The 19,661-nt window shown below is 70.6% G+C and carries 17 protein-coding genes; 8 read left to right on the plus strand and 9 right to left on the minus strand.

The annotated features are described in order from the left end of the window. Positions 1-300: 300 nt before the first annotated feature. Positions 301-1,512, minus strand: a complete 1,212-nt coding sequence (gene tyrS / locus WAT24_RS00005; RefSeq protein WP_336805756.1) for a tyrosine--tRNA ligase — start codon at positions 1,510-1,512, stop codon at positions 301-303. A 182-nt stretch (positions 1,513-1,694) separates the two neighbouring features. Here tyrS and WAT24_RS00010 point away from each other — a divergent pair, with 182 nt between their 5' ends. Together WAT24_RS00010 and WAT24_RS00015 are read left to right on the plus strand one after the other, a co-directional pair. Next, positions 1,695-3,137: an OapA family protein gene (locus tag WAT24_RS00010; protein ID WP_336805757.1), complete on the plus strand. Its 1,443-nt coding sequence runs from the start codon at positions 1,695-1,697 to the stop codon at positions 3,135-3,137. Between the two features lie 11 nt (positions 3,138-3,148). Further along, on the plus strand, positions 3,149-4,276 hold the full coding sequence (locus tag WAT24_RS00015; RefSeq protein WP_336805758.1) for an anhydro-N-acetylmuramic acid kinase: 1,128 nt from the start codon (positions 3,149-3,151) through the stop codon (positions 4,274-4,276). A 3-nt stretch (positions 4,277-4,279) separates the two neighbouring features. Here WAT24_RS00015 and WAT24_RS00020 read toward each other — a convergent pair whose 3' ends face one another. From WAT24_RS00020 to WAT24_RS00030, 3 genes are all read right to left on the minus strand, one after another. After that, the gene (locus WAT24_RS00020) at positions 4,280-4,576 is read right to left on the minus strand and encodes a hypothetical protein (RefSeq protein WP_336805759.1); all 297 of its coding nucleotides are present in this window, start codon (positions 4,574-4,576) and stop codon (positions 4,280-4,282) included. A gap of 95 nt (positions 4,577-4,671) precedes the next feature. After that, a complete protein-coding gene (locus WAT24_RS00025) occupies positions 4,672-5,970 on the minus strand; it encodes an AmpG family muropeptide MFS transporter (RefSeq protein WP_425605195.1) in 1,299 nt (432 codons plus the stop codon). Then, positions 5,960-6,730 carry an exodeoxyribonuclease III gene (locus tag WAT24_RS00030; protein ID WP_336805760.1) on the minus strand — a complete coding sequence of 257 codons (771 nt, stop codon included), beginning with the start codon at positions 6,728-6,730 and terminating at the stop codon, positions 5,960-5,962. The genes WAT24_RS00025 and WAT24_RS00030 overlap by 11 nt, the downstream gene beginning before the upstream one ends. Before the next feature lie 77 nt (positions 6,731-6,807). On the opposite strand from WAT24_RS00030, the gene pyrE reads away from it, so the two are divergent. Both pyrE and WAT24_RS00040 read left to right on the plus strand, forming a co-directional pair. Continuing rightward, positions 6,808-7,455, plus strand: coding sequence for an orotate phosphoribosyltransferase (gene pyrE, locus WAT24_RS00035; RefSeq protein WP_336805761.1), 648 nt, complete (start codon positions 6,808-6,810; stop codon positions 7,453-7,455). Between the two features lie 109 nt (positions 7,456-7,564). Continuing rightward, complete coding sequence (locus WAT24_RS00040; RefSeq protein WP_336805762.1) at positions 7,565-8,200, plus strand: DUF4124 domain-containing protein; 636 nt, start codon at positions 7,565-7,567, stop codon at positions 8,198-8,200. Positions 8,201-8,233: 33 nt separating this feature from the next. On the opposite strand, the gene WAT24_RS00045 is transcribed toward WAT24_RS00040, so the two are convergent. The 3 genes from WAT24_RS00045 to coaBC are packed head-to-tail and all read right to left on the minus strand — an operon-like array spanning position 8,234 to position 12,247. After that, complete coding sequence (locus WAT24_RS00045; RefSeq protein ID WP_336805763.1) at positions 8,234-10,561, minus strand: phosphomannomutase/phosphoglucomutase; 2,328 nt, start codon at positions 10,559-10,561, stop codon at positions 8,234-8,236. Between the two features lie 28 nt (positions 10,562-10,589). Then, positions 10,590-11,045, minus strand: coding sequence for a dUTP diphosphatase (gene dut, locus WAT24_RS00050; protein ID WP_336805764.1), 456 nt, complete (start codon positions 11,043-11,045; stop codon positions 10,590-10,592). Beyond that, entirely contained in the window at positions 11,042-12,247 is a 1,206-nt protein-coding gene (gene coaBC / locus WAT24_RS00055; protein ID WP_336805765.1) for a bifunctional phosphopantothenoylcysteine decarboxylase/phosphopantothenate--cysteine ligase CoaBC, read from the minus strand. The genes dut and coaBC overlap by 4 nt, the downstream gene beginning before the upstream one ends. A 96-nt stretch (positions 12,248-12,343) precedes the next feature. On the opposite strand from coaBC, the gene radC reads away from it, so the two are divergent. From radC to WAT24_RS00075, 4 genes are all read left to right on the plus strand, one after another. After that, positions 12,344-13,015, plus strand: coding sequence for a RadC family protein (radC, locus tag WAT24_RS00060; protein WP_336805766.1), 672 nt, complete (start codon positions 12,344-12,346; stop codon positions 13,013-13,015). A gap of 467 nt (positions 13,016-13,482) precedes the next feature. Then, the gene (argS, locus tag WAT24_RS00065) at positions 13,483-15,171 is read left to right on the plus strand and encodes an arginine--tRNA ligase (RefSeq protein ID WP_336805767.1); all 1,689 of its coding nucleotides are present in this window, start codon (positions 13,483-13,485) and stop codon (positions 15,169-15,171) included. Then, positions 15,171-15,860 carry an SPOR domain-containing protein gene (locus WAT24_RS00070; RefSeq protein ID WP_336805768.1) on the plus strand — a complete coding sequence of 230 codons (690 nt, stop codon included), beginning with the start codon at positions 15,171-15,173 and terminating at the stop codon, positions 15,858-15,860. The genes argS and WAT24_RS00070 overlap by 1 nt, the downstream gene beginning before the upstream one ends. Position 15,861: 1 nt before the next feature. Next, positions 15,862-16,614: an SDR family NAD(P)-dependent oxidoreductase gene (locus WAT24_RS00075; protein ID WP_336805769.1), complete on the plus strand. Its 753-nt coding sequence runs from the start codon at positions 15,862-15,864 to the stop codon at positions 16,612-16,614. Positions 16,615-16,660: 46 nt separating this feature from the next. Here the strand turns inward: WAT24_RS00075 and WAT24_RS00080 are convergent, their stop codons facing one another. Next, positions 16,661-17,446, minus strand: coding sequence for a 3-hydroxybutyrate dehydrogenase (locus WAT24_RS00080; RefSeq protein ID WP_336805770.1), 786 nt, complete (start codon positions 17,444-17,446; stop codon positions 16,661-16,663). Positions 17,447-17,545: 99 nt separating this feature from the next. Next, the gene (speA, locus tag WAT24_RS00085) at positions 17,546-19,426 is read right to left on the minus strand and encodes a biosynthetic arginine decarboxylase (protein WP_336805771.1); all 1,881 of its coding nucleotides are present in this window, start codon (positions 19,424-19,426) and stop codon (positions 17,546-17,548) included. Between the last annotated feature and the right edge of the window lie 235 nt (positions 19,427-19,661).

A 19,661-nucleotide genomic window follows, 5' to 3' on the forward strand; every position in this document is an offset into this window, starting at 1 on the left:
GCGCACACTGTCAAAGATCAATCACTTGCGATCCTTTCTTCAGATCGCCCCGAGACCTTTCGTCCCGGGTGAGCCGCCCATTCTACATCCCTTTCTCGGTCCGTCAACACCCTCGGGAGAAGTTCTTCTTGCCGGGGGAGTCGTCGGCCAGGGGAGTGAGGCGACGGGCCGCGAATAGTAGGGACAGCGCCCGCAGATGGCAAGCGGACGCAGCTGTTTTTTCGGCGGTTCCGGCGCGCCGACGACGCGTGCGCCTCGTGCGGCGCGCGCCCAGGCGCACGGCGCACGATCCGACATGCTTTACGAGGCGGTCAGTTTCACGCGCGCGAAGTTGCGCTTGCCGACCTGCAGCACGCCCTCGAACCCGGCGCCGAACACACGCTGGGCGTCCTCCACCACCTCGCCGTCGATGCGCACCGCGCGCTCCTTCAGCTTGCGGTTCGCTTCCGAGTTGCTGCTCGTGAGCCCGGCGGCGGTGAGCAGCGCGGGCAGGCGCAGCCCGTCGGCGGGCACCGCGATGCCACTGAGAGGCAGCAGCGAGGTATCGCCCTCGCCTCGCACCACCGCATGCCAGCCGGCGACCGCCTGCTCGGCCGCGGCCGCGCCGTGGAAGCGCGCGGCCAGCTCGCGCGCCAGGCGCAGCTTGGCGTCGCGCGGGTTGAGCGCGCCGCCCTCGACCTCGCGCCTCATCCGCGCGAGGTCGTCGAGCGACACCTCGAAGCTGAGCAGCTCGAACCAGCGCCACATCAGCGCGTCGTCGATCTTCATCGTCTTGGTGACGATGTCGATCGCCGGCTCGTCGATGCCGATGTAGTTGCCCAGCGACTTGGACATCTTGTGTATGCCGTCCAGGCCCTCCAGCAGGGGCATGGTCAGCACGATCTGCGGTGGCTGGCCGTGATGCTCCTGCAGGGCGCGCCCCATCAGCAGGTTGAACTTCTGGTCGGTGCCGCCGAGCTCCACGTCGGCGCGGAGCGCCACCGAATCGTAGCCCTGCACCAGCGGATAGAGGAATTCGTGGATGGCGATCGGCTGCTGCGCGGCATAGCGCTTGGCGAAATCGTCGCGCTCGAGCATGCGCGCCACGGTGTGCTGCGCGGCCAGGCGGATCATGTCGGCGGCGCCCATCTTGCCGAACCACTCGCTGTTGAAACGCACCTCGGTGCGCTCGCGGTCGAGCACCTTGTAGACCTGCGCCGCGTAGGACTCGGCGTTCTTCAGCACGTCTTCGCGGCTGAGCGGCTTGCGGGTTGCGTTCTTGCCGGTCGGGTCGCCGATCATGCCGGTGAAGTCGCCGATCAGGAAGATCACCTGATGACCCAGGTCCTGGAACTGGCGCATCTTGTTGAGCAGCACGGTATGGCCCAGATGCAGGTCCGGCGCGGTGGGGTCGAAGCCGGCCTTGATGCGCAGCGGCCGCCCGCGCCCGAGGCGCTCGACGAGCTCCTCCTGCTTGATGATTTCGTCGGCGCCGCGGGAGATCAGGGCCAGCGCCTGCTCAAGCTCGTTCATGTCGTCCTCGTGTCCAGCGTGATCGGGTGACGGTTGCAAAGGGGACCACCGTCACGGAAAGAAGTTAATTGTGCGTTAATGGTAAAAGTTACGCAAATCCTTGATCGAAAAGGCGTTGACGCCCTTTACACGGGGCCGCTATGGTACGTCGCCTGGGTACTTTGTAACGCGGGGCGACGGGCATGGGTGAGGGCGATCGGATCGCGCGGGCGGCGCGCAAGCAGGCTATCCGCCGCAAGGCGCAACGACGCCACGTCCATTTCTACGAACGCTGCGCCCACTGGTCGTTCAGCCGCCTGGGCGAGATCGAGCCGATCCGCTGGCACCGCGAACGCTGGATCCTCGCCGGCACCGCCCTGCTGCTCACCGCCCTGTCCGGCTTCTTCCTGCCCGCCTGGGCCAGCGCCATGCGGCCCGATCCCGAGCCGGTCGCGCACACCCTGGTCCCGCTCACGCTGCCCAAGGCACCGGCCATCGCCGCGCCGGTGCGACCGGTGGAAGACTGGCGCGTGGTGCAGGTGCGGCCGGGACAGACGCTTTCGGACATCTTCCAGGACCAGGGCCTCACCCTGGCCGACCTGCAGCGCGTCATGGACGCGGCCGGCGACGCCAAGAGCGCCTTCCACAATATCCGCCCGCATCAGGAGTTCGACTTCCTGCTCGGTGCCGACGGTGGCCTGAAGGGCATCCGTTTCGACAAGGACGAGGCCACCCGAGCGGTAGTGCGCTTCGACGGCGCGAAGGCCTCCCTGACCATGCAGCCGCGCGCGATGGAGACGCGCGAGCACGTCGCCCACGGCACCATCACCAGTTCGCTCTACGCCGCCGCCGCCAAGGCCGGCATGAGCCAGGGCATGGTCGGCAAGCTGGCCGACCTGTTCAAGTATGACATCGACTTCGTGCAGGACCTGCGCGACGGCGACAGCTTCACGGTGATCTACGACGACGTCTACCGTGACGGCAGCTACTTCGCCGAGGGCGACATCGTCGCCGCCGAGTTCATCAACCAGGGTCACCGCTACACCGCCTACCGCTTCAAGAAGGCTGACGGGCGCTACGGCTGGTTCAGCGAAGACGGCCGCCCGATCCAGAAATCGTTCCTGCGTATCCCGGTCGACTTCACCCGCATCTCCTCCCGTTTCAGCACGGCCCGCATGCATCCGATCCTGGGCCGCATGCGCGCGCACAAGGGCGTGGACTACGCCGCGCCGAGCGGTACGCCGATCCATGCCGCGGGCGACGGCGTGATCAAGTTCAAGGGCTGGATGCGTGGCTACGGGAACTTCGTGGTGATCCAGCACAACAAGGACATCAGCACCGCCTACGGCCACATGTCGCGCTTCGCCAACGAACGCGTCGGCCAGCACGTCAGCCAGGGCCAGGTGATCGGCTACGTCGGCATGACCGGCCTGGCCACCGGTCCGCACCTGCATTACGAATTCCGCGTCAACGGCGTGCAGCGCGATCCGCAGACGGTGACCCTGCCCAAGCCGCAGCCGCTGCCGGCCGCGCAGCTGGCCCGCTTCCAGAACGAAGTGGTGCGCCCGCAGCTGGCCCGGCTGAAGGCGATGGACGCCAACTTCAAGCTCGCCCAGCTCGCCTCGGCCACCCGCAACGACGACTGACGGACCCTCGCTTGAGTCGTGACGACGCATCGGGCCTCTACCTGGGGCTGATCTCGGGCACCAGTGCGGACGGCATCGATGCGGCGCTGGTATCGTTCGACCACGACCTGCCACAGCTGCGGGCCGCACTGACCCGCCCCTGGCCGTCCGCCCTGCGCGAGCGCGTGCTGGCGGTGGCGCAGGACCTGTCGGTGTTCGACCTGGACACCTACGGCAGGCTGGACGTCGAGGTCGGCCGGCAGTTCGCCGCGGCCGCGCTGACGGTGCTGGAGGCCAGCGGCACGCCGGCCACGGCGGTGCGCGCGATCGGCTCGCACGGCCAGACGGTACGCCACCGGCCGGGTGGCGAGTCGCCCTTCACGCTGCAGCTGGGCGACCCGACGGTGATCGCCGAGCACTGCGGCATCGACGTGGTCGCCGACTTCCGTCGCGCGGATGTGGCGGCCGGCGGCCAGGGCGCCCCCCTGTTGCCCGCGGTGCACGCCATGCTGCTGGGGTGCCCGGGACGAACCCGCGTGGTGCTCAACCTGGGCGGCATCGCCAACATCACGGTGCTGGGGGCCGACGGCGGCGTGCTCGGTTTCGACACCGGCCCGGCCAACGGCCTGATGGACGCCTGGTGTCTGCAGCACCGCGGGGAGGCGTACGACCGCGACGGCGCGTTCGCCGCCAGCGGCCGGGTCGACGCGACGCTGCTGGCCGCCCTGCTGGCCGACCCGTACTTCGCGCTGGCGCCGCCGAAGAGCACCGGCCGCGAGCACTTCCACCTGGCCTGGCTCGCGCGCCAGTCCCGCACCGCAACCCTGCCCCCGGCCGACGTGCAGGCCACGCTGCTCGAGCTCACGGTACGCAGCGTGGCGGATGCGATCGAGGCCCACGCGCCGACCGCCACCGAGGTGCTGGCATGCGGCGGCGGCGTGCACAATGCGCGGCTGATGGAGCGGCTGGGCGAGCGGCTGGCGCCGCGCGCCGTCGTCAGCACGGCGGCATACGGGGTCGACCCGGACCACCTGGAAGCGACCGCCTTCGCCTGGCTGGCCCGCCAGCGCCTGCTCGGCGCGCCCGGCAACCTGCCGGCCGTCACCGGCGCGCGCGGGCCGCGCGTGCTGGGCGGGCTGTTCCTCGCGCCGCGGGGCTGACGCTCAGCGCGACGTGGCGGCGGCCTTTTCCGGCGCGAGCTGGGTGGGTCGGGCCAGCGACAGCGCGTGCAGGGCTTCCTGGAACGCCGCCTTTTCCGAAAGGTTCCACTGGCCACCCAGCACCAGGCTGCCGGCGTCGACCAGGGTTTCGTTGGAGATCTGGCCGGCGGCGCTGAGGCCGAGGCCGTGGCGCAGGGCATGCAGCACCACGTCGTTGATGGACCAGCGGCGATCCTTCGCGAGCGTCTTGATGCGCTCGGCCATCAGGCTGTCGATGTGTCGAATGACGAGGTCCGGCACGTGCGTCGCTCCGTGTCACGCATGCCCAGGTGGCGATTCATGGTGGCACAGATCACGGGGGTTTGCAGCACGTCCGAGCCGCCGTTGGCGGGCGGCTATCCGGCGGCTTCTTCTGCCGTGCGGAAGCGCCGCCACAGCACCGCGTACAGCGCCATCGCGGGAAGCAGCGCCACCACCGTGAGCACGAAGTAGCCGCCGTAGCCCACGGCCGTGGCGATGCCGCCGGCGAAGAAGCCCAGCAGCTTGCCCGGCAGGTTCACCAGGGAGCTCAGCAAGGCGTACTGGGTGGCCGTGTGCTGGCGGTTGACCAGCATGGAAAGGAACGCCACGGTCGGCGGCCCGAGCATGCCCAGGGTGAGGTTTTCGGCCGAGATCACCAGCGTCAGCACCGCCAGGTTGCCCGGATGCGGAATCAACGTGAGGTAGAACAGATTGCTGCAGCCGCACAGCACCACCGTGGCGCCCAGCGAGCGCCACGCTCCCCAGCGCGCGACCGCCGCGCCGCCCAGAAACACGCCGACGATGCCGATCCACACGCCGTAGATCTTGGTGATTGCGCCGATCTCGGTCTTGGAGAACTGCATGTCGCGGTAGAACGGGCTCATGATGCCGCCGATCGTGGCCTGCTCCGGGACCTTGAACAGCAGGATGAAGAGCAGGATCACGGCCGCCGCCTGCCAGCCGTAACGGCGGAAGAAGTCGGCGAACGGATCGACGACGCTTTCGCGCATCGCAACCGACCAGCTGGCCGGCCGCGTGCGCAGCACCTGCGGCTCGCGTGCGAGCAGCGTGGTGGCGATAGGCACCGCCATCGCCGCGGCCATGACCAGGTAGACGACGCGCCAGGGCACGTGGTCGGCCAGGATCAGCGCCACCGCGCCGGCGAGCAACAGGCCGATCCGATAGCCCAGCGCATAGGTCGCCACCAGCGCGCCCTGCACCTCCGGTGGTGCGATCTCGATGCGGTACGCGTCGACGGCGATGTCCTGGGTCGCCCCGAAGAACGCCACCGCCAGCGTGGCCGCCACGAACGGCCACAGCTGCGCCGGCGTCAGCAACGCCATCGCCAGCAGGCCCGCGGCCACGCACAGCTGCGCGAACAGCAACCAGCCACGGCGCTGCCCCAGCCGCGAGAAGCCCGGCAGCCGCCAGTGGTCGAGCAAGGGTGCCCACACGAACTTGAAGGCGTAGGTCATCCCCGCGCTGGCGATCATGGTGATGTCCTTCAGCTCGATGCCGTTCTCCTTCAGCCAGTACGCCAGCGTGCCGGCGACCAGCAGGAACGGCAGACCGGAAGAGAAGCCCAGCAGCGCCATCGTGCCCGCCGCCGGCTGCGCGAAGGCGCGCCAGATGGATGGCCTGCGCGGGGACGGCGACGCCGGCTCAGTCGGCATAATCGACCGTGTATGGCGCGTGGTCGGAGAAGCGCTGCTCGCGGTAGATCGAGCAATCCTTCAGCCGGTCGCGCAGGGACGGCGTGCAGACCTGGTAGTCGATGCGCCATCCCACGTTGTTCTCGCGCGCGCGGCCGCGGTTGGACCACCAGGTGTACTCGACCGCGCCCGGCCTGATCGCGCGGAAGCTGTCGACCCAGCCGCGGGTGTGGAACAGCAGGTCGAGCCAGGCGCGCTCCTGCGGCAGGCAGCCGGAGTTCTTCTGGTTGGAGGTCCAGTTCTTGATGTCGTTTTTCGTATGGACGATGTTCCAGTCGCCGCAGATGACGTAGTCGCGGCCGCTGTTGAGCCACTGGTCGAAGATCGGCGTGAGGAAGTCCATCGCCTTGAACTTGAACTGCTGGCGCTCGTCGCCGGAAGAGCCGGACGGCACGTACAGCGACACCACCGACAGGTTGCCGAAGCGCGCCTCGATGTAGCGTCCTTCGCAGTCGAACGGCTCCCAGCCCAGCTCGGTGAGCACCGCGTCGGGTTCGCGCCGGGCATAGATCGCCACGCCGCTGTAGCCCTTCTTGCAGGTGGCGTCGCGATAGAAGCAGTGATGGCCGTCGGGGCGGAACATCGCGTCGGTCAGCTGGTCCTCCTGCGCCTTGGTCTCCTGCAGGCAGACCACGTCCGCATCCTGCGTGCGGAGCCAGTCGAACACGCCCTTGTTGGCGGCCGAGCGGATGCCGTTGGCGTTGAGGGTGATGATTCTCATGCGGTGCGGACTCGTCGTGCGGCAACCGGGCGATAATAGCCACAAGCGCCATGCGGGCGCTGGCACCCGGGACACCGATGCAACCCTACCAACGCGACTTCATCGAGCTGGCGCTGGCACGCGACGTGCTGCGCTTCGGCGACTTCACCCTCAAGTCGGGCCGGCAGAGCCCGTATTTCTTCAACCTCGGCCGGATCGACTCCGGCGCTGCGTTGGCGCGGCTGGGCGAAGCCTACGCGGCGGCGCTGGTACGCGCGGGACTGAACGTGGACATGCTGTTCGGACCTGCCTACAAGGGCATCGCGCTGGCCGCCGCCACCGCCATCGCGCTGGCCACCCGGCACGGCCGCGACCTGCCCTGGGCGTACAACCGCAAGGAAGCCAAGACCCACGGCGAAGGCGGCGTGCTGGTCGGCGCGCCGCTCGCCGGTCGCGTACTGATCGTCGACGACGTGATGACCGCCGGCACCGCGGTGCGCGAATCGCTGGCGCTGATCCGCAGCCACGGCGCCACGCCGGCCGGCGTGCTGATCGCGCTGGACCGGCAGGAACGCGGCCAGGGCGAGCTCTCGGCCGCACAGGAAGTGGCGCGCGAGCACGGCATCCCGGTGGTCGCCATCACCGGCCTGGACGACGTGCTGGCCTATGCCGGCGAACGCCCGGAGCTGGCCACGGAGCACGCGCGGCTGCTCGCCTACCGTGAACGCTACGGCGTCGGCGCCTGAGCAAGGCGGCCGGAGTGGCGACCCCGTCACACCGGCCGGCATCGCCCTTCAGCCACGCTTTAGGCGGTTTCCGGACGATGGCTATACTGCCCCGCAGGAGGGGGTATCCATGCGCAAGTTCGTTCCTGCCGTCGCCATTGTCCTGGCGGCGGCCCTGCCGGTCCACGCCCAGAACTCGGGGACCGTCCGCTACCGCTGGGTCGACGCCAAGGGCCTGCCGCACTATAGCGACAGCCTCACCGCGGAGGCGATGAAGTACGGCTACGACCTGGTCAACGACCAGGGCCTGGTGGTGCGCCACGTCGATCGCCAGCTCAGCGCCGACGAACGCGCCGCCGCCGCGAAGCTGGCTGCCGAGCAGGCTGCCCGGCAGCAGGCCGAGTCAGCGCGCCGGCGTGCCGACCTGCAACTGCTGAACGCCTACGGCGACGAGGCGGCGCTCAAGCAGGCGCAGCAGCAGGAGCTGGACACCATCGACCAGCAGATCAGCACCACCCGCCTGAGCCTGCACAACCAGGAGAAGGCGCTGGCCGACCTGCTCGCGCGGGCGGCCGAGCTGGAACGCGCCAAGCAGCCGGTGCCCAAATCGCTGGCCGACAGCATCGCCGCGCAACGCAACGTGGTGGCCGACCAGCACGCCACGCTGGAGCACCAGCAGGACAAGCGCGCCGCCGCGGAGCAGGCCGCGGCCCGGCAGCTGGAACACTACCGGGCCCTGAAGAAGGCGCAGCAGGAACAGATGTAGCCTGCGGCCGGCGCGGCCGGCACCGGCCGCGCGTCAGAACGGCAGTTTCAGGCCCGGATCCACCAGCAGCAGCTGCTCGCGGAACGCCTGCTGGATGCGCTTGAGCGCCGCCGGGTTGTCCGCATCGAAGCGCAGCACCAGCACCGGCGTGGTGTTGGAGGCGCGCACCAGACCCCAGCCGTCCGGCCAGTCGGCGCGCACGCCGTCGATGGTCACCAGGGTGGCGTCGCCGAAACCGGCCTTCTCCTTGAACTTCTCGATGAAGCGGTAGTGCTCGCCCTCGGCCAGCTGGATCTTCAGCTCCGGCGTGGACACGCCCTTCGGGCAGGTGGCGAAGATCGCCTCCGGGGTGCGCCCCTCGATGTCGCCGGCGAGGATCTCCAGCAGTCGCGCGCCGGCGTAGATGCCGTCGTCGAAGCCGTACCAGCGCTCCTTGAAGAAGAAGTGGCCGCTCATCTCGCCGGCCAGCTCCGCCTGCGTCTCGCGCATCTTGGCCTTGATCAGCGAATGGCCGGTGCGCCACATCAGCGGGCTGCCGCCGGCCTCCAGCACCTGGCCCTTCAGGTGCCCGGTGCACTTGACGTCGTAGATGATCGTGGCGCCCGGCTGGCGCGACAGCACGTCGCGCGCGAACAGCATCAGCAGCCGGTCGGGGTAGATGATCTCGCCCTCGCGGGTGACCACGCCCAGGCGGTCGCCGTCGCCGTCGAAGGCCACGCCGAGGTCCGCGCCGGTCTGGCGCACGGCGTGGATCAAATCCTCCAGATTGTGCGGGTCGGACGGATCGGGGTGGTGGTTGGGGAAGGTGCCGTCCACCTCGCAGTACAGCGGCACCACCTCGCAGCCGATGCCCTCGAGCACCTGCGGCGCCACCGCGCCGGGGATGCCGTTGCCGCAGTCGACCACCACCTTCATGCGCCGCTCGGCCTGTACGTCGGAGGTGATCCGCTCGATGTAGTCCGGCACCACGTCGACGTGGCGCAGGCCGCCCTGGCCACCGGCCTCCAGCGCGCCGCCGGCGATGCGCTGGTAGAGGTCCTGGATCGCGCCCTCGGACAGCGTCTCGCCGCCGACCACGATCTTGAAGCCGTTGTAGTCGGGCGGGTTGTGGCTGCCGGTCACCGCCACGCCGCTGCCGGTGTTGAAGCGGTAGGCGGCGAAATACACCACCGGCGTCGGCACCGCGCCGATATCGATGACATCGATGTTGGCCTCGCGCAGGCCGTCGGACAGCGCGCCGGCGAGCTCCGGACCCGACAGCCGCCCGTCGCGGCCGACCACGATCTCGGTCAGGCCCTTCTCGCGCATCAGCGTGCCGATCGACTGCCCGAGCAGCCGCGCCACGCGCGGGGTGAGCGTCTTGCCGACCACGCCGCGCACGTCGTAGGCGCGGAAGATGCTCGGATCCACCGCCTCGGCCGGACTCGCCTCGGGGGGTTCCATCGGCAGGGGGGTGGCGGATCGCATCACCGGCGGGACCGGCTCGGGCTTGGCTTGCATGACATCGGACACCGTGATCTCCTCGGTTCGTGGCTCATGGCGCCGGGCGTCGCGCCCGAGCAGCCGTAACAGGTAAAGGCCCCCACCGATTCCCAGCAGCGCCAGCACGGCGGCAAATGGCCAGGAGCGCGGCAACACGATGAAGGCGGCCGGCAGCGCCACGCCCACGCTGAAGTTGCTGCCCGGCACCGGCTTGACGTCGTTCTCCGCCTCGGCCGATGCGGAACCGCGCGAGAGCAGGCTCAACTCGCCGCGATCGTCGCCCTGGCGCAGGTCGATCCGCCCTTCTCCGGGCGCAATGGACTCGAACCGCTGTTGCAGTGGCGTGAACGGCAGCTCCACCCAGATCCAGGCCTGCGGTCGCTGCAGCGATCCGAGCGGCTGCACCAGGCTCAGCCGACGCCCGCCAGCGGTCACCACGGTCTGCACCGGGGGCTCGCCCTCGCCGGTCTGCGCGGCCATCAGCTGCGCCGCCTTGGCGTAGCCGAAGTCGCGGTAGTTGGCGTGCAGCACCTCGTCCAGGCCGGCGCTGAACACTTCCACGTTCAGCGCCTGCGGCAGGTGCGCGCGCACGGCCGCGGCCAGTTGCGCCGGAACGCCCTGCGCCTCGGCCGGGGTGACCGCCGCCACCGCCTGGGCCACCTGCCGGCGCTCCGCCGCGATCTCGGTCGTCAGCGCACGTACCGCCTGGTCGCGCGCCGCGTAGACGCGCGCCACCCCGTCGCTTTCGCTGGCGATCAGCCAGGCCTGCCAGGCGCAGAACAGGCCCAGCAGCAGGAGCAGGGTGCCGCCGGCCAGCGACAGCAGCCGCTGCCAAGACACCGCACCGAGGCGAAACCTGTTTGCGATTTCTCGTGCCATCCCCCGCTCCCGACGTTTGCGCCGCGCCTCAGCCGATCCCGGTCGAACCGAACCCGCCGGTGCCGCGAACGGACGGCGCGAACTCCTGCACCACCCGCAGCCTGGCCCGGCCCACCGGCACCAGCAGCAGCTGCGCGATGCGGTCCCCCACGCCGATGGTGTACGGCGCCTGGCCGCGATTCCAGCAGGAGATCATCAGCGGGCCCTGGTAGTCGGCATCGATCACCCCGACCAGGTTGCCCATCACCAGCCCATGCCGGTGGCCCAGCCCGGAACGCGGCACGATCAGGGCGCACCAGCCCGGATCGCCGATGTGGATGGCGATGCCGCTGGGCACCAGCGCGCTTTCGCCGGGCGCGAGCGTCAGCGGCGCGTCGACCGCCGCGCGCAGGTCCATGCCGGCGCTGCCCGGTGTGGCCGCTTCCGGCAGCGGAATGGTCTGGCCCAGCCGGGCATCGAGAATCTTCAATTCGATATCGATCATGCGTAGGTGGCGCGGTAGCGTTCGGCGATGCACGCGACCAGCCGCGTGGCCAGGTCGCGCTTGGGGGCGCGCGGCAGCTCCTCGCCGCCGCCGGGCCAGTAGACGGCGAGCGCGTTGTCCTCCGCCTCGAAGCCGAGGCCGGCGCCGACGCGGTTCGCGGCGATCATGTCCAGGCCCTTGCGGGCGAGCTTGTCCTGCGCGTAGGCGGCCAGCTCGCGCGTCTCGGCGGCGAAGCCGACCAGGAACGGGCGCGGCGAGCGCGCGGCCAGTTCCTTCAGGATGTCCGGGTTCTCGGTCAACTGCAGCGCCAGCGGCGCGCCGTCCTGTTTCTTCAGCTTGTGCGGCGCCACCTCGAGCGGACGGTAGTCGCCGACCGCGGCGGCACCGACGTAGATGTCGGCCTGCGCCGCCCCGGCGAGCACCGCCTCGCGCATCTGCGCGGCGCTGCGCACATCGATCCGCCGGGCCACGCCCGGCGGCGTGGGCAGGCTGACCGGCCCGGCCACCAGGGTCACCTCGGCACCGGCCAGCGCGGCGGCCTCGGCCACGGCGAAACCCATGCGGCCCGAGCTGCGGTTGCCGATGAAGCGCACCGGATCGATGTCCTCGTAGGTGGGGCCTGCGCTCACCACCACACGCAGGCCGGCCAGCGTGCCGGCGCCGAACGAGGCGGCCAGCGCATCGCGCAACTCGTGCGGCTCCAGCATGCGGCCCGAGCCGACGTCGCCGCAGGCCTGCTCGCCTGCCGCCGGACCGAGCACGCGCACGCCGCGCGCGCGCAGCGTGGCCAGGTTCGCCTGCACTGCCGGATGCGCCCACATCTGCTGGTTCATCGCCGGCGCCACGTACAGCGGCGCGGCGCTGGCCAGGCACAGCGTGGTCAGCAGGTCGTCGGCGTGGCCGTGCGCCAGGCGGGCGAGGATGTCGGCGCTGGCCGGGGCGACCAGCACCCGCTCGGCCCAGCGCGCCAGCTCGATGTGGCCCATCGCGGCCTCGGCGCCTTCGTCCCACAACGACACCCGCACCGGTTGGCCGGACAGGGCCTGGAACGTGGTCGTGCCGACGAAGTGCGTGGCGCCCTCGGTCATGACCACGCGCACTTCGGCGCCCTGTTCACGCAGGCGGCGCACCAGCTCGCACGATTTGTAGGCCGCGATACCGGCCGAGACGCCGAGCAGGATGCGACGTTGGGCGAGACTCATGTAGGACGGGCCTGACAGGCGGGCGAAGCGCTAGCTTACCGGAATCGTCCCCGGCCTCTGCTGCCCAGGTCGCATCCGCGGCGGCACGCTGGGCGCATGAGCATCCGCCACTGGCCTGCGGGCGAGCGCCCGCGCGAGAAGCTGCTGCAGCACGGCAGCGCCGCCCTGTCCGACGCCGAACTGCTGGCCGTGCTGCTGGGCAGCGGCGTACCCGGCAAGGACGCGATCGCGCTGGGCCGTGAACTGCTGCAGGCGGCCGGCAGCCTCGGCGCCCTGCTCGGCCGGCCGGACCGCCCGGTGCAGGCCGCCGGCCTGGGGCCAGCCAAGCGCGCCCGCATCGCCGCCGCGCTCGAGCTGGCCCGGCGCAGCCTGGCCGAGCAACTGCAGGCACGGCCCAGCCTGGGCAGCCCACGCGACAGCGGCGACTACCTCTCCGCCCGCCTGCGCCACCTGCCCTACGAAGTATTCGGCTGTCTCTACCTGGACAACCGCCACCGCGTACTGGCCTTCGAGGAGCTGTTCCGGGGCACCGTGGACGGCGCCAGCGTGCACCCGCGCGAGGTGGTGCGGGCGTGCCTGAAGCACAACGCCTGTGCCGTGATCTTCGCCCACAACCATCCCAGCGGCGTGGCCGAGCCCAGCGCCGCCGACCGCGCGATTACCCGCGAGCTGCGCGAGGCCCTGCAGCTGGTCGGCGTACGCGTGCTGGACCACCTGGTGATCGGCCAGGGCACGCCCGTGTCGATGGCCGAACGCGGGCTGCTGTAGCCGGCCCGGCCGCACCGCCCGGGATCCGTCGGTCCGGGCGGTGCGGGCGATGCAGGGGAAAGGGGGGCGGCGCGCGGGGAGAGCCGCGCCGCCCGGATGCGACCGAGGGGAGCATCGGGCGCCCTCGAAGGATGGCGGCGGTCTGTGACCGGGGTATGACGGCGCCCCCTCTTGACAGCCGCGGAAACAGGCCGCGCGACTTATGCACAAACCGGCCGCATCGGGCCTGCCGGCCGGGAGTTCGTTGACGGTCTCAGGCATGCCAGATAACTCGTTGTTTTTATTGTATTGTTTAATTTACAAGCCGTTCACCGTACTGCGGAGGCCACGGCACCGGCCCGGTCCCCCTTCTTTCCCCACAGAGTTATCCACAAGCTTGTCCCCGGCCCGGTGCTCCGGCCGGCCGCGGGCCGGCCGCGGCGCGCTCTGCTAGGATTGGCGGTTCCCATCGACGCCGATCCCACGCCGTGAAGCAATCGCTGCGCGACCTGCTGCTGCAGGCCATCCGGACCCTGCAGGACGCCGCCGTCCTGCCCGCCGACCTCGAACTGCCGCCCTTCGTGGTGGAACGCGCGCGCAGCCGCGAACACGGCGACTTCGCCACCAATGCGGCGATGCTGCTGGCCAGGCCGGCCAGGGCCAAGCCGCGCGAACTGGCGGAGAAGCTGGTCGCCGCCCTGCCCGCCAACGCGCTGGTGGCCAAGGTCGAGATCGCCGGTCCCGGCTTCATCAACTTCTTTCTGAGCCCGGCCGCCTACCACGCCGAAGTGCGGCGCATCTTCGCCGAAGGCGACGCCTACGGCCGCAGCACCAGCGGTGCCGGCACCACCGTCGGCGTGGAGTTCGTCTCGGCCAACCCGACCGGGCCGCTGCACGTGGGCCACGGCCGTGCGGCGGCGATCGGCGACTGCCTGGCCCGCCTGCTGGAAGCGACCGGCTGGGACGTCAAGCGCGAGTTCTACTACAACGACGCCGGCGTGCAGATCCAGAACCTGGCGATCTCCGTGCAGGCGCGCGCCCGCGGCCTGGCACCCGGCGACGAGGGCTGGCCCGAGGACGGCTACCGCGGCGACTACATCGCCGACGTGGCGCGCGCCTACCTGGTCGGCGAGTCGGTGGTGGCCGACGGCCACACCGTCACCGGCGCCGGCGACCCCGACGACCTGGAGGCGATCCGCCACTTCGCGGTGGCCTACCTGCGCCGCGAGCAGGACCTGGACCTGAAGGCGTTCGGCGTCGGCTTCGACACCTACTTCCTGGAATCGTCGCTGTACACCGACGGCAAGGTGGAGGAGACCGTGCGCGAGCTCGTCGCCCACGGCCACACCTACGAGGAAGGCGGCGCACTGTGGCTGCGCTCGACCGACTTCGGCGACGACAAGGACCGCGTGATGCGCAAGTCCGACGGCACCTACACCTACTTCGTGCCGGACGTCGCCTACCACCGCTCCAAGTGGCAGCGCGGCTACGTCCGCGCGATCACCGAGCTGGGCTCGGACCACCACGGCTCGCTGGCGCGCGTGAAGGCCGGCCTGCAGGCGCTCGACTGCGGCATCCCCAAAGGCTGGCCGGAGTACGTGCTGCACCAGATGGTCACCGTGATGCGGGGCGGCGAAGAGGTGAAGATCTCCAAGCGTGCCGGCAGCTACGTCACCCTGCGCGACCTGATCGACGAGGCCGGGCGCGACGCCACGCGCTACTTCCTGATCTCGCGCAAGGCCGACTCGCAGCTGGTGTTCGACATCGACCTGGCCCGCTCGCAGTCCAACGACAACCCGGTCTACTACATCCAGTACGCCCACGCGCGGGTGTGCTCGGTGCTGCGTCAGGCCGGCGAGAAAGGCTTCGCGGTGGACCTGCAGCAGGGCCTGGCGGAGCTCGCCCGGCTGGACAACGAGCACGAGCAGATCCTGCTCACCGAACTGTCCAGGTACCCCGAGATCGTGGACAGCGCCGCCGCCAACCTCGAGCCGCACCTGCTCGCCGGCTGGCTGCGCGAACTGGCCAACGCCTTCCACACCTACTACAACTCGCACCAGTTCCTGGTCGACGACGCCGCGCTGCGCAACGCGCGCCTGGCGCTGGTGGTGGCCACGCGGCAGGTGCTGAAGAACGGGCTGGGCCTGCTCGGCCTGAGTGCCCCGGAGAGCATGTGATGGCAACGCGCAAAGGCAAGGGCCGGCAGGCCGTACGCAACCGCAAGGGCGGCTTCCCGGCCTGGGGCTGGGCGGTCATCGGCATCGCGGTCGGCGTGGTCGCGATGGTGGTGATGACCCACCGCTCGCTGCTGCCGATGGCGCCCACCGGCCCGCAGCCGAATCCGCAGGCCACCGCGCAGGGTGGCGGCGATACCGGCCTGGCGCCGGCCGAGAGCGCGCCGAAGAAGCCGCAGTACGACTTCTACTCGGTGCTCTCGGAGAAGGAGGTGCGCATTCCCGACGAGCAGATCAGCGCGCAGGCGCGCGCCGAGCAGCAGCAGAAGCAGCAGGCCGCCCAGCAGGCGCAACAGGCGGCCGCGCAGCCGGCGGCGACGCCTCCCAGCGCACCCTCCGCGGTGACCGAGAACATCCAGGCCGCGCCCGCCTCGGCGGTGCCGCAGCCAGCCGCCGGCAGCGGCTACCTGCTGCAGGTCGGCGCCTTCCCCAGTGCCGCCGACGCCGAAGCCTTGAAGGCGAAGCTCGCGCTGCAGGGCTTCGTCGCCAACGTGCAGCCGGTGGCCGTCGGCGGGCAGACCTTCCACCGCGTGCGGCTGGGGCCGTTCCGCTCCGCCTCCGCGCTGGAGGCGGCCAAGCAGCGCCTGGCGGCGGCAGGCATTCCGGCGATCGCGCTGAAGGAAGGCCGTTGAGATGACCGTGCGCACGGCCTGGATCACCGGCGCCAGTTCCGGTTTCGGTGCCGCCAGCGTGGAGCGCTTCGTCGCCGGCGGCTGGCGGGTGATCGCCAGTGCCCGCCGCGCCGAGCGCCTGCAGCCGCTGGTGGAACGCCACGGCGCCGAGCGCGTGCACGTGGCGGCGTTCGACATCCGCGACGAAGCCGCCATGCGCTCGGCGCATGCCGCACTGCCGCCCGCCTTCGCCGGCGTGGACCTGCTGGTGAACAACGCCGGGCTGGCGCTGGGCACCGCCCCCGCGCAGCAGGCGGACCTCGCGCAGTGGAAGCAGATGATCGACACCAACGTCACCGCGCTGGTGACGCTGACCCGCCTGCTGCTGCCGACGCTGATCGAGCGCCGCGGCGCGATCGTCAACATCAGCTCCACCGCCAGCACCTATCCCTACCCGGGCGGCAACGTGTACGGCGGCACCAAGGCCTTCGTCTCGCAGTTCTCGCTCGGCCTGCGCTCGGACCTGCACGGCACCGGCGTGCGCGTGACCTCGGTGGAGCCGGGCATGGCGCAGACCGAGTTCACCCTGGTGCGTACCGGCGGCGACCAGGCCGCGTCCGACAGGCTCTATGCCGGCGCGCAGCCGATCACCGCCGGCGACATCGCCGAGACGCTGTGGTGGATCGCCACCCTGCCGCCGCACCTCAACATCAACCGCATCGAGCTGATGCCCGTCAGCCAGTCCTTCGCCGGCTTCCAGGTGCACCGCGACTGACCCGCTGCGGCGCGCAGAAGCGCGCGTCGGCAGGCAGCAGCGGTTACTACCGCATGTGCCAGCCGTGGCTGACGGTGATGCTCTGCCCGGTCAGCGCCGCGCTGGGGAAGGCGGCCAGGAACAACGCCGTCTGCGCCACATCCTCCAGCGTGGTGAACACGCCGTCGACGGTGTGCCTGAGCATCACGTTGCGGATCACCTCCTCCTCGCTGAGGCCGAGTTCCCTCGCCTGCTCGGGGATCTGCTTCTCCACCAGCGGCGTGCGCACGAAGCCCGGGCAGATCACGTGCGAACGCACGTTGTGCGGCGCGCCCTCCTTGGCCAGCGTGCGGGCCAGGCCGAGCAGGCCGTGCTTGGCGGTGACGTAGGGCGCCTTCAGCACCGAGGCCTCGTGCGAGTGCACCGAACCCATGTAGATCACGGTGCCGCCGCGGTCGTCCCTGTACATGTGCCGGAGCGCCGCGCGGGTGGTGAGGAAGGCGCCGTCCAGATGGATCGCCAGCATCTTCTTCCAGGCCGCGAAGGCGAAGCTCTCGATCGGGTTGACGATCTGCACGCCCGCGTTGGAGACGAGGATGTCCAGCGCGCCGAACGCCTGCACCACCGCGTCGGTGCCGGCATCGACCGCCGGCTCGTCGGTGACGTCCATCGCCACGCCCACGGCGCGGCCGCCGGCGGCCCGGATCGCGGCGGCGGCGGCATCGGCCGCCTGCCGGTCGATGTCGGCGATCGCCACGGCGGCGCCCTCGCGCGCGTAGCGCTCGGCGATCGCCTTGCCGATGCCGCTGGCCGCGCCGGTGACGAGGGCGACCTTGCCGTCGAGACTGCCCATGGCTGTGCTCCGCAGTGGGGAGCGCACGATTGTAGGCGCGCGGCGGGCGGGCGCCATCGGACCTTGGTGCAGGTGGCCCGTGAGGCCCTGCCGTGCCGTTCAGTCGGCGAGGTAGGTGTAGGCGGTCAGGCCGGCATCCAGATCGCGGTAGAGCGCCTCCGCCGCCTCGCCCTGCACGCCCGCGGCGGCGATGCGCTCGCGGTAGCTGCACCGCAATGCCGCCAGGTCGTAGCCCACGTAGTCCAGCATCACGTCGGTGGTATCGCCGCGGCGCACATGGTCGAACACGTAGCCCTCGCCGTCGGCGCGCACGTTCACCGCGTCGGTGTCGCCGAACAGGTTGTGGATGTCGCCCAGCGTCTCCTGGTAGGCGCCGACCATGAACAGGCCCAGGCAGTAGCTCTCGCCCGGGCGGAGGCGATGCAGCGGCAGGCTCACGTCGACGCCCTCGGCGTCGACGTAGTCGTCGATGCGCCCGTCCGAGTCGCAGGTGAGGTCGACGATCACGCCGCGCCGCGTCGGCGGCTCGTCCAGGCGGGCGATCGGCGCGATAGGGAAGATCTGGTCGATCGCCCAGATGTCCGGGACCGACTCGAACACCGAGAAGTTGAGGAAGTACTTGTCGACCAGCTTCTCGTCCAGCTCGTCCAGCACCTGCCGGTGCGCGCGCTCCCCGGGCGAGAGCCGCGTGCGCACGGCATTGGCGATCAGGTAGAACATCTCGTCAAGGCGCGCGCGGTCGGCCAGGCCGAGCTGGCCCAGCGCGTACAACGACTGGCCCTCGGCCAGGTGGTGCTGCGCCTCGTGATAGAGCTCCAGCGGCGGGCGCTCGCCCAGCGCCGCATGCACCTCGCGCAGGTGGCGCAGCACCGCCGGTTCGCCTTCGCGCGGCGGCGGCATGGCGCCGGTCGGCACCTCCTCCACCTCGGTGACGTCGGAGACCAGCACCGCATGGTGCGCGGTCATCGCGCGGCCGGCCTCGGTGAGGATGTGCGGCGCGGAAAGACCCTCGGCGACGACCGCTTCGGCCAGCGACTGCACGATGGTCGCCGCGTACTGCTCCATCGAGTAGTTGATCGAATTGTGGCTGCGCGAGCGCGAACCCTCGTAGTCCACGCCCAGTCCGCCGCCCACGTCTACGATCTCGAGCGGCACGCCCATGCGCGAGAGCTCGACGAAGTAGCGCGTCGCCTCGCGCATGCCGTTGGCGATGTCGCGCACGTTGGAGATCTGCGAACCCATGTGGAAGTGCTGCAGCCTGAGCGTGTGCTTGAGGCCGGCCTGCTCCAGCCGCGTGATCAGCGCCAGCACCTGGGTCGGCGAGAGGCCGAATTTGCCCTTGTCGCCGCCGGTGTTCTGCCACTTGCCCGCGCCGATCGAGGCCAGCCGCACGCGCACGCCGAGCAGCGGCTCGACGCCGAGCGCCGCGGCCTCGGCGAACACGTGCTCGAGTTCGGAGAGCTTCTCGATCACGATGAACACGCGCAGGCCGAGCTTGCGCCCGATCAGCGCCAGCCGGATGTACTGGCGATCCTTGTAGCCGTTGCAGATCACGATGGAGCCGGGCCGCGCCAGCGCCAGCACCGCCATCAGTTCCGGCTTCGAGCCGGCCTCCAGGCCGAAGCCCCGGCTGCCGGCGGCGACCAGTTCCTCCACCACCCCGCGCTGCTGGTTGACCTTGATTGGGTAGATCGCGGTGTAGCCACCGCCGTAGCCGGTCTCCTCGATGGCCCGGGCGAACGCACCCTGCATGCGCTTGAGGCGATGGGCGAGGATGTCGGGAAAACGCACCAGCAGCGGCAGGCGCAGACCCTGCGCGCGGGCCTGCTCGACGATCTGCGTCAGCGGCAGGGCCGGGCCCTGCGCGCCGCGCGGGCGCATCACGATGCGGCCGGCGGCATCGACGTCGACGTAGCCGTCGCTCCAGTAGGGCACCGCGTAGAGCTGGCGGGCGGCGTCGACGGTCCAGGACTCGGACATGGATCGGGTCTCCTCGTGCAAACGGGGTCCTTGCGTCGTCGCAGCGGCGAGCCTTGACGGCATGCTCGGGTGAGCGGAAGGCCCGCCGGCCGGAAGCCTCGCACGCCGCGGGGCCGGATGGGCACGGACGGCGCGGGGCCGTCGGGCGCGCATTGTAGCGGGCGCGGGGCAACCTGCGGTCAACGCCACGGTGTGCGCGCACGGTTGCCGCTACAATGCCGCCCTTTTCACGCAT

Source organism: Fulvimonas yonginensis (assembly GCF_037137055.1).
Lineage (GTDB): Bacteria > Pseudomonadota > Gammaproteobacteria > Xanthomonadales > Rhodanobacteraceae > Frateuria_A > Frateuria_A yonginensis.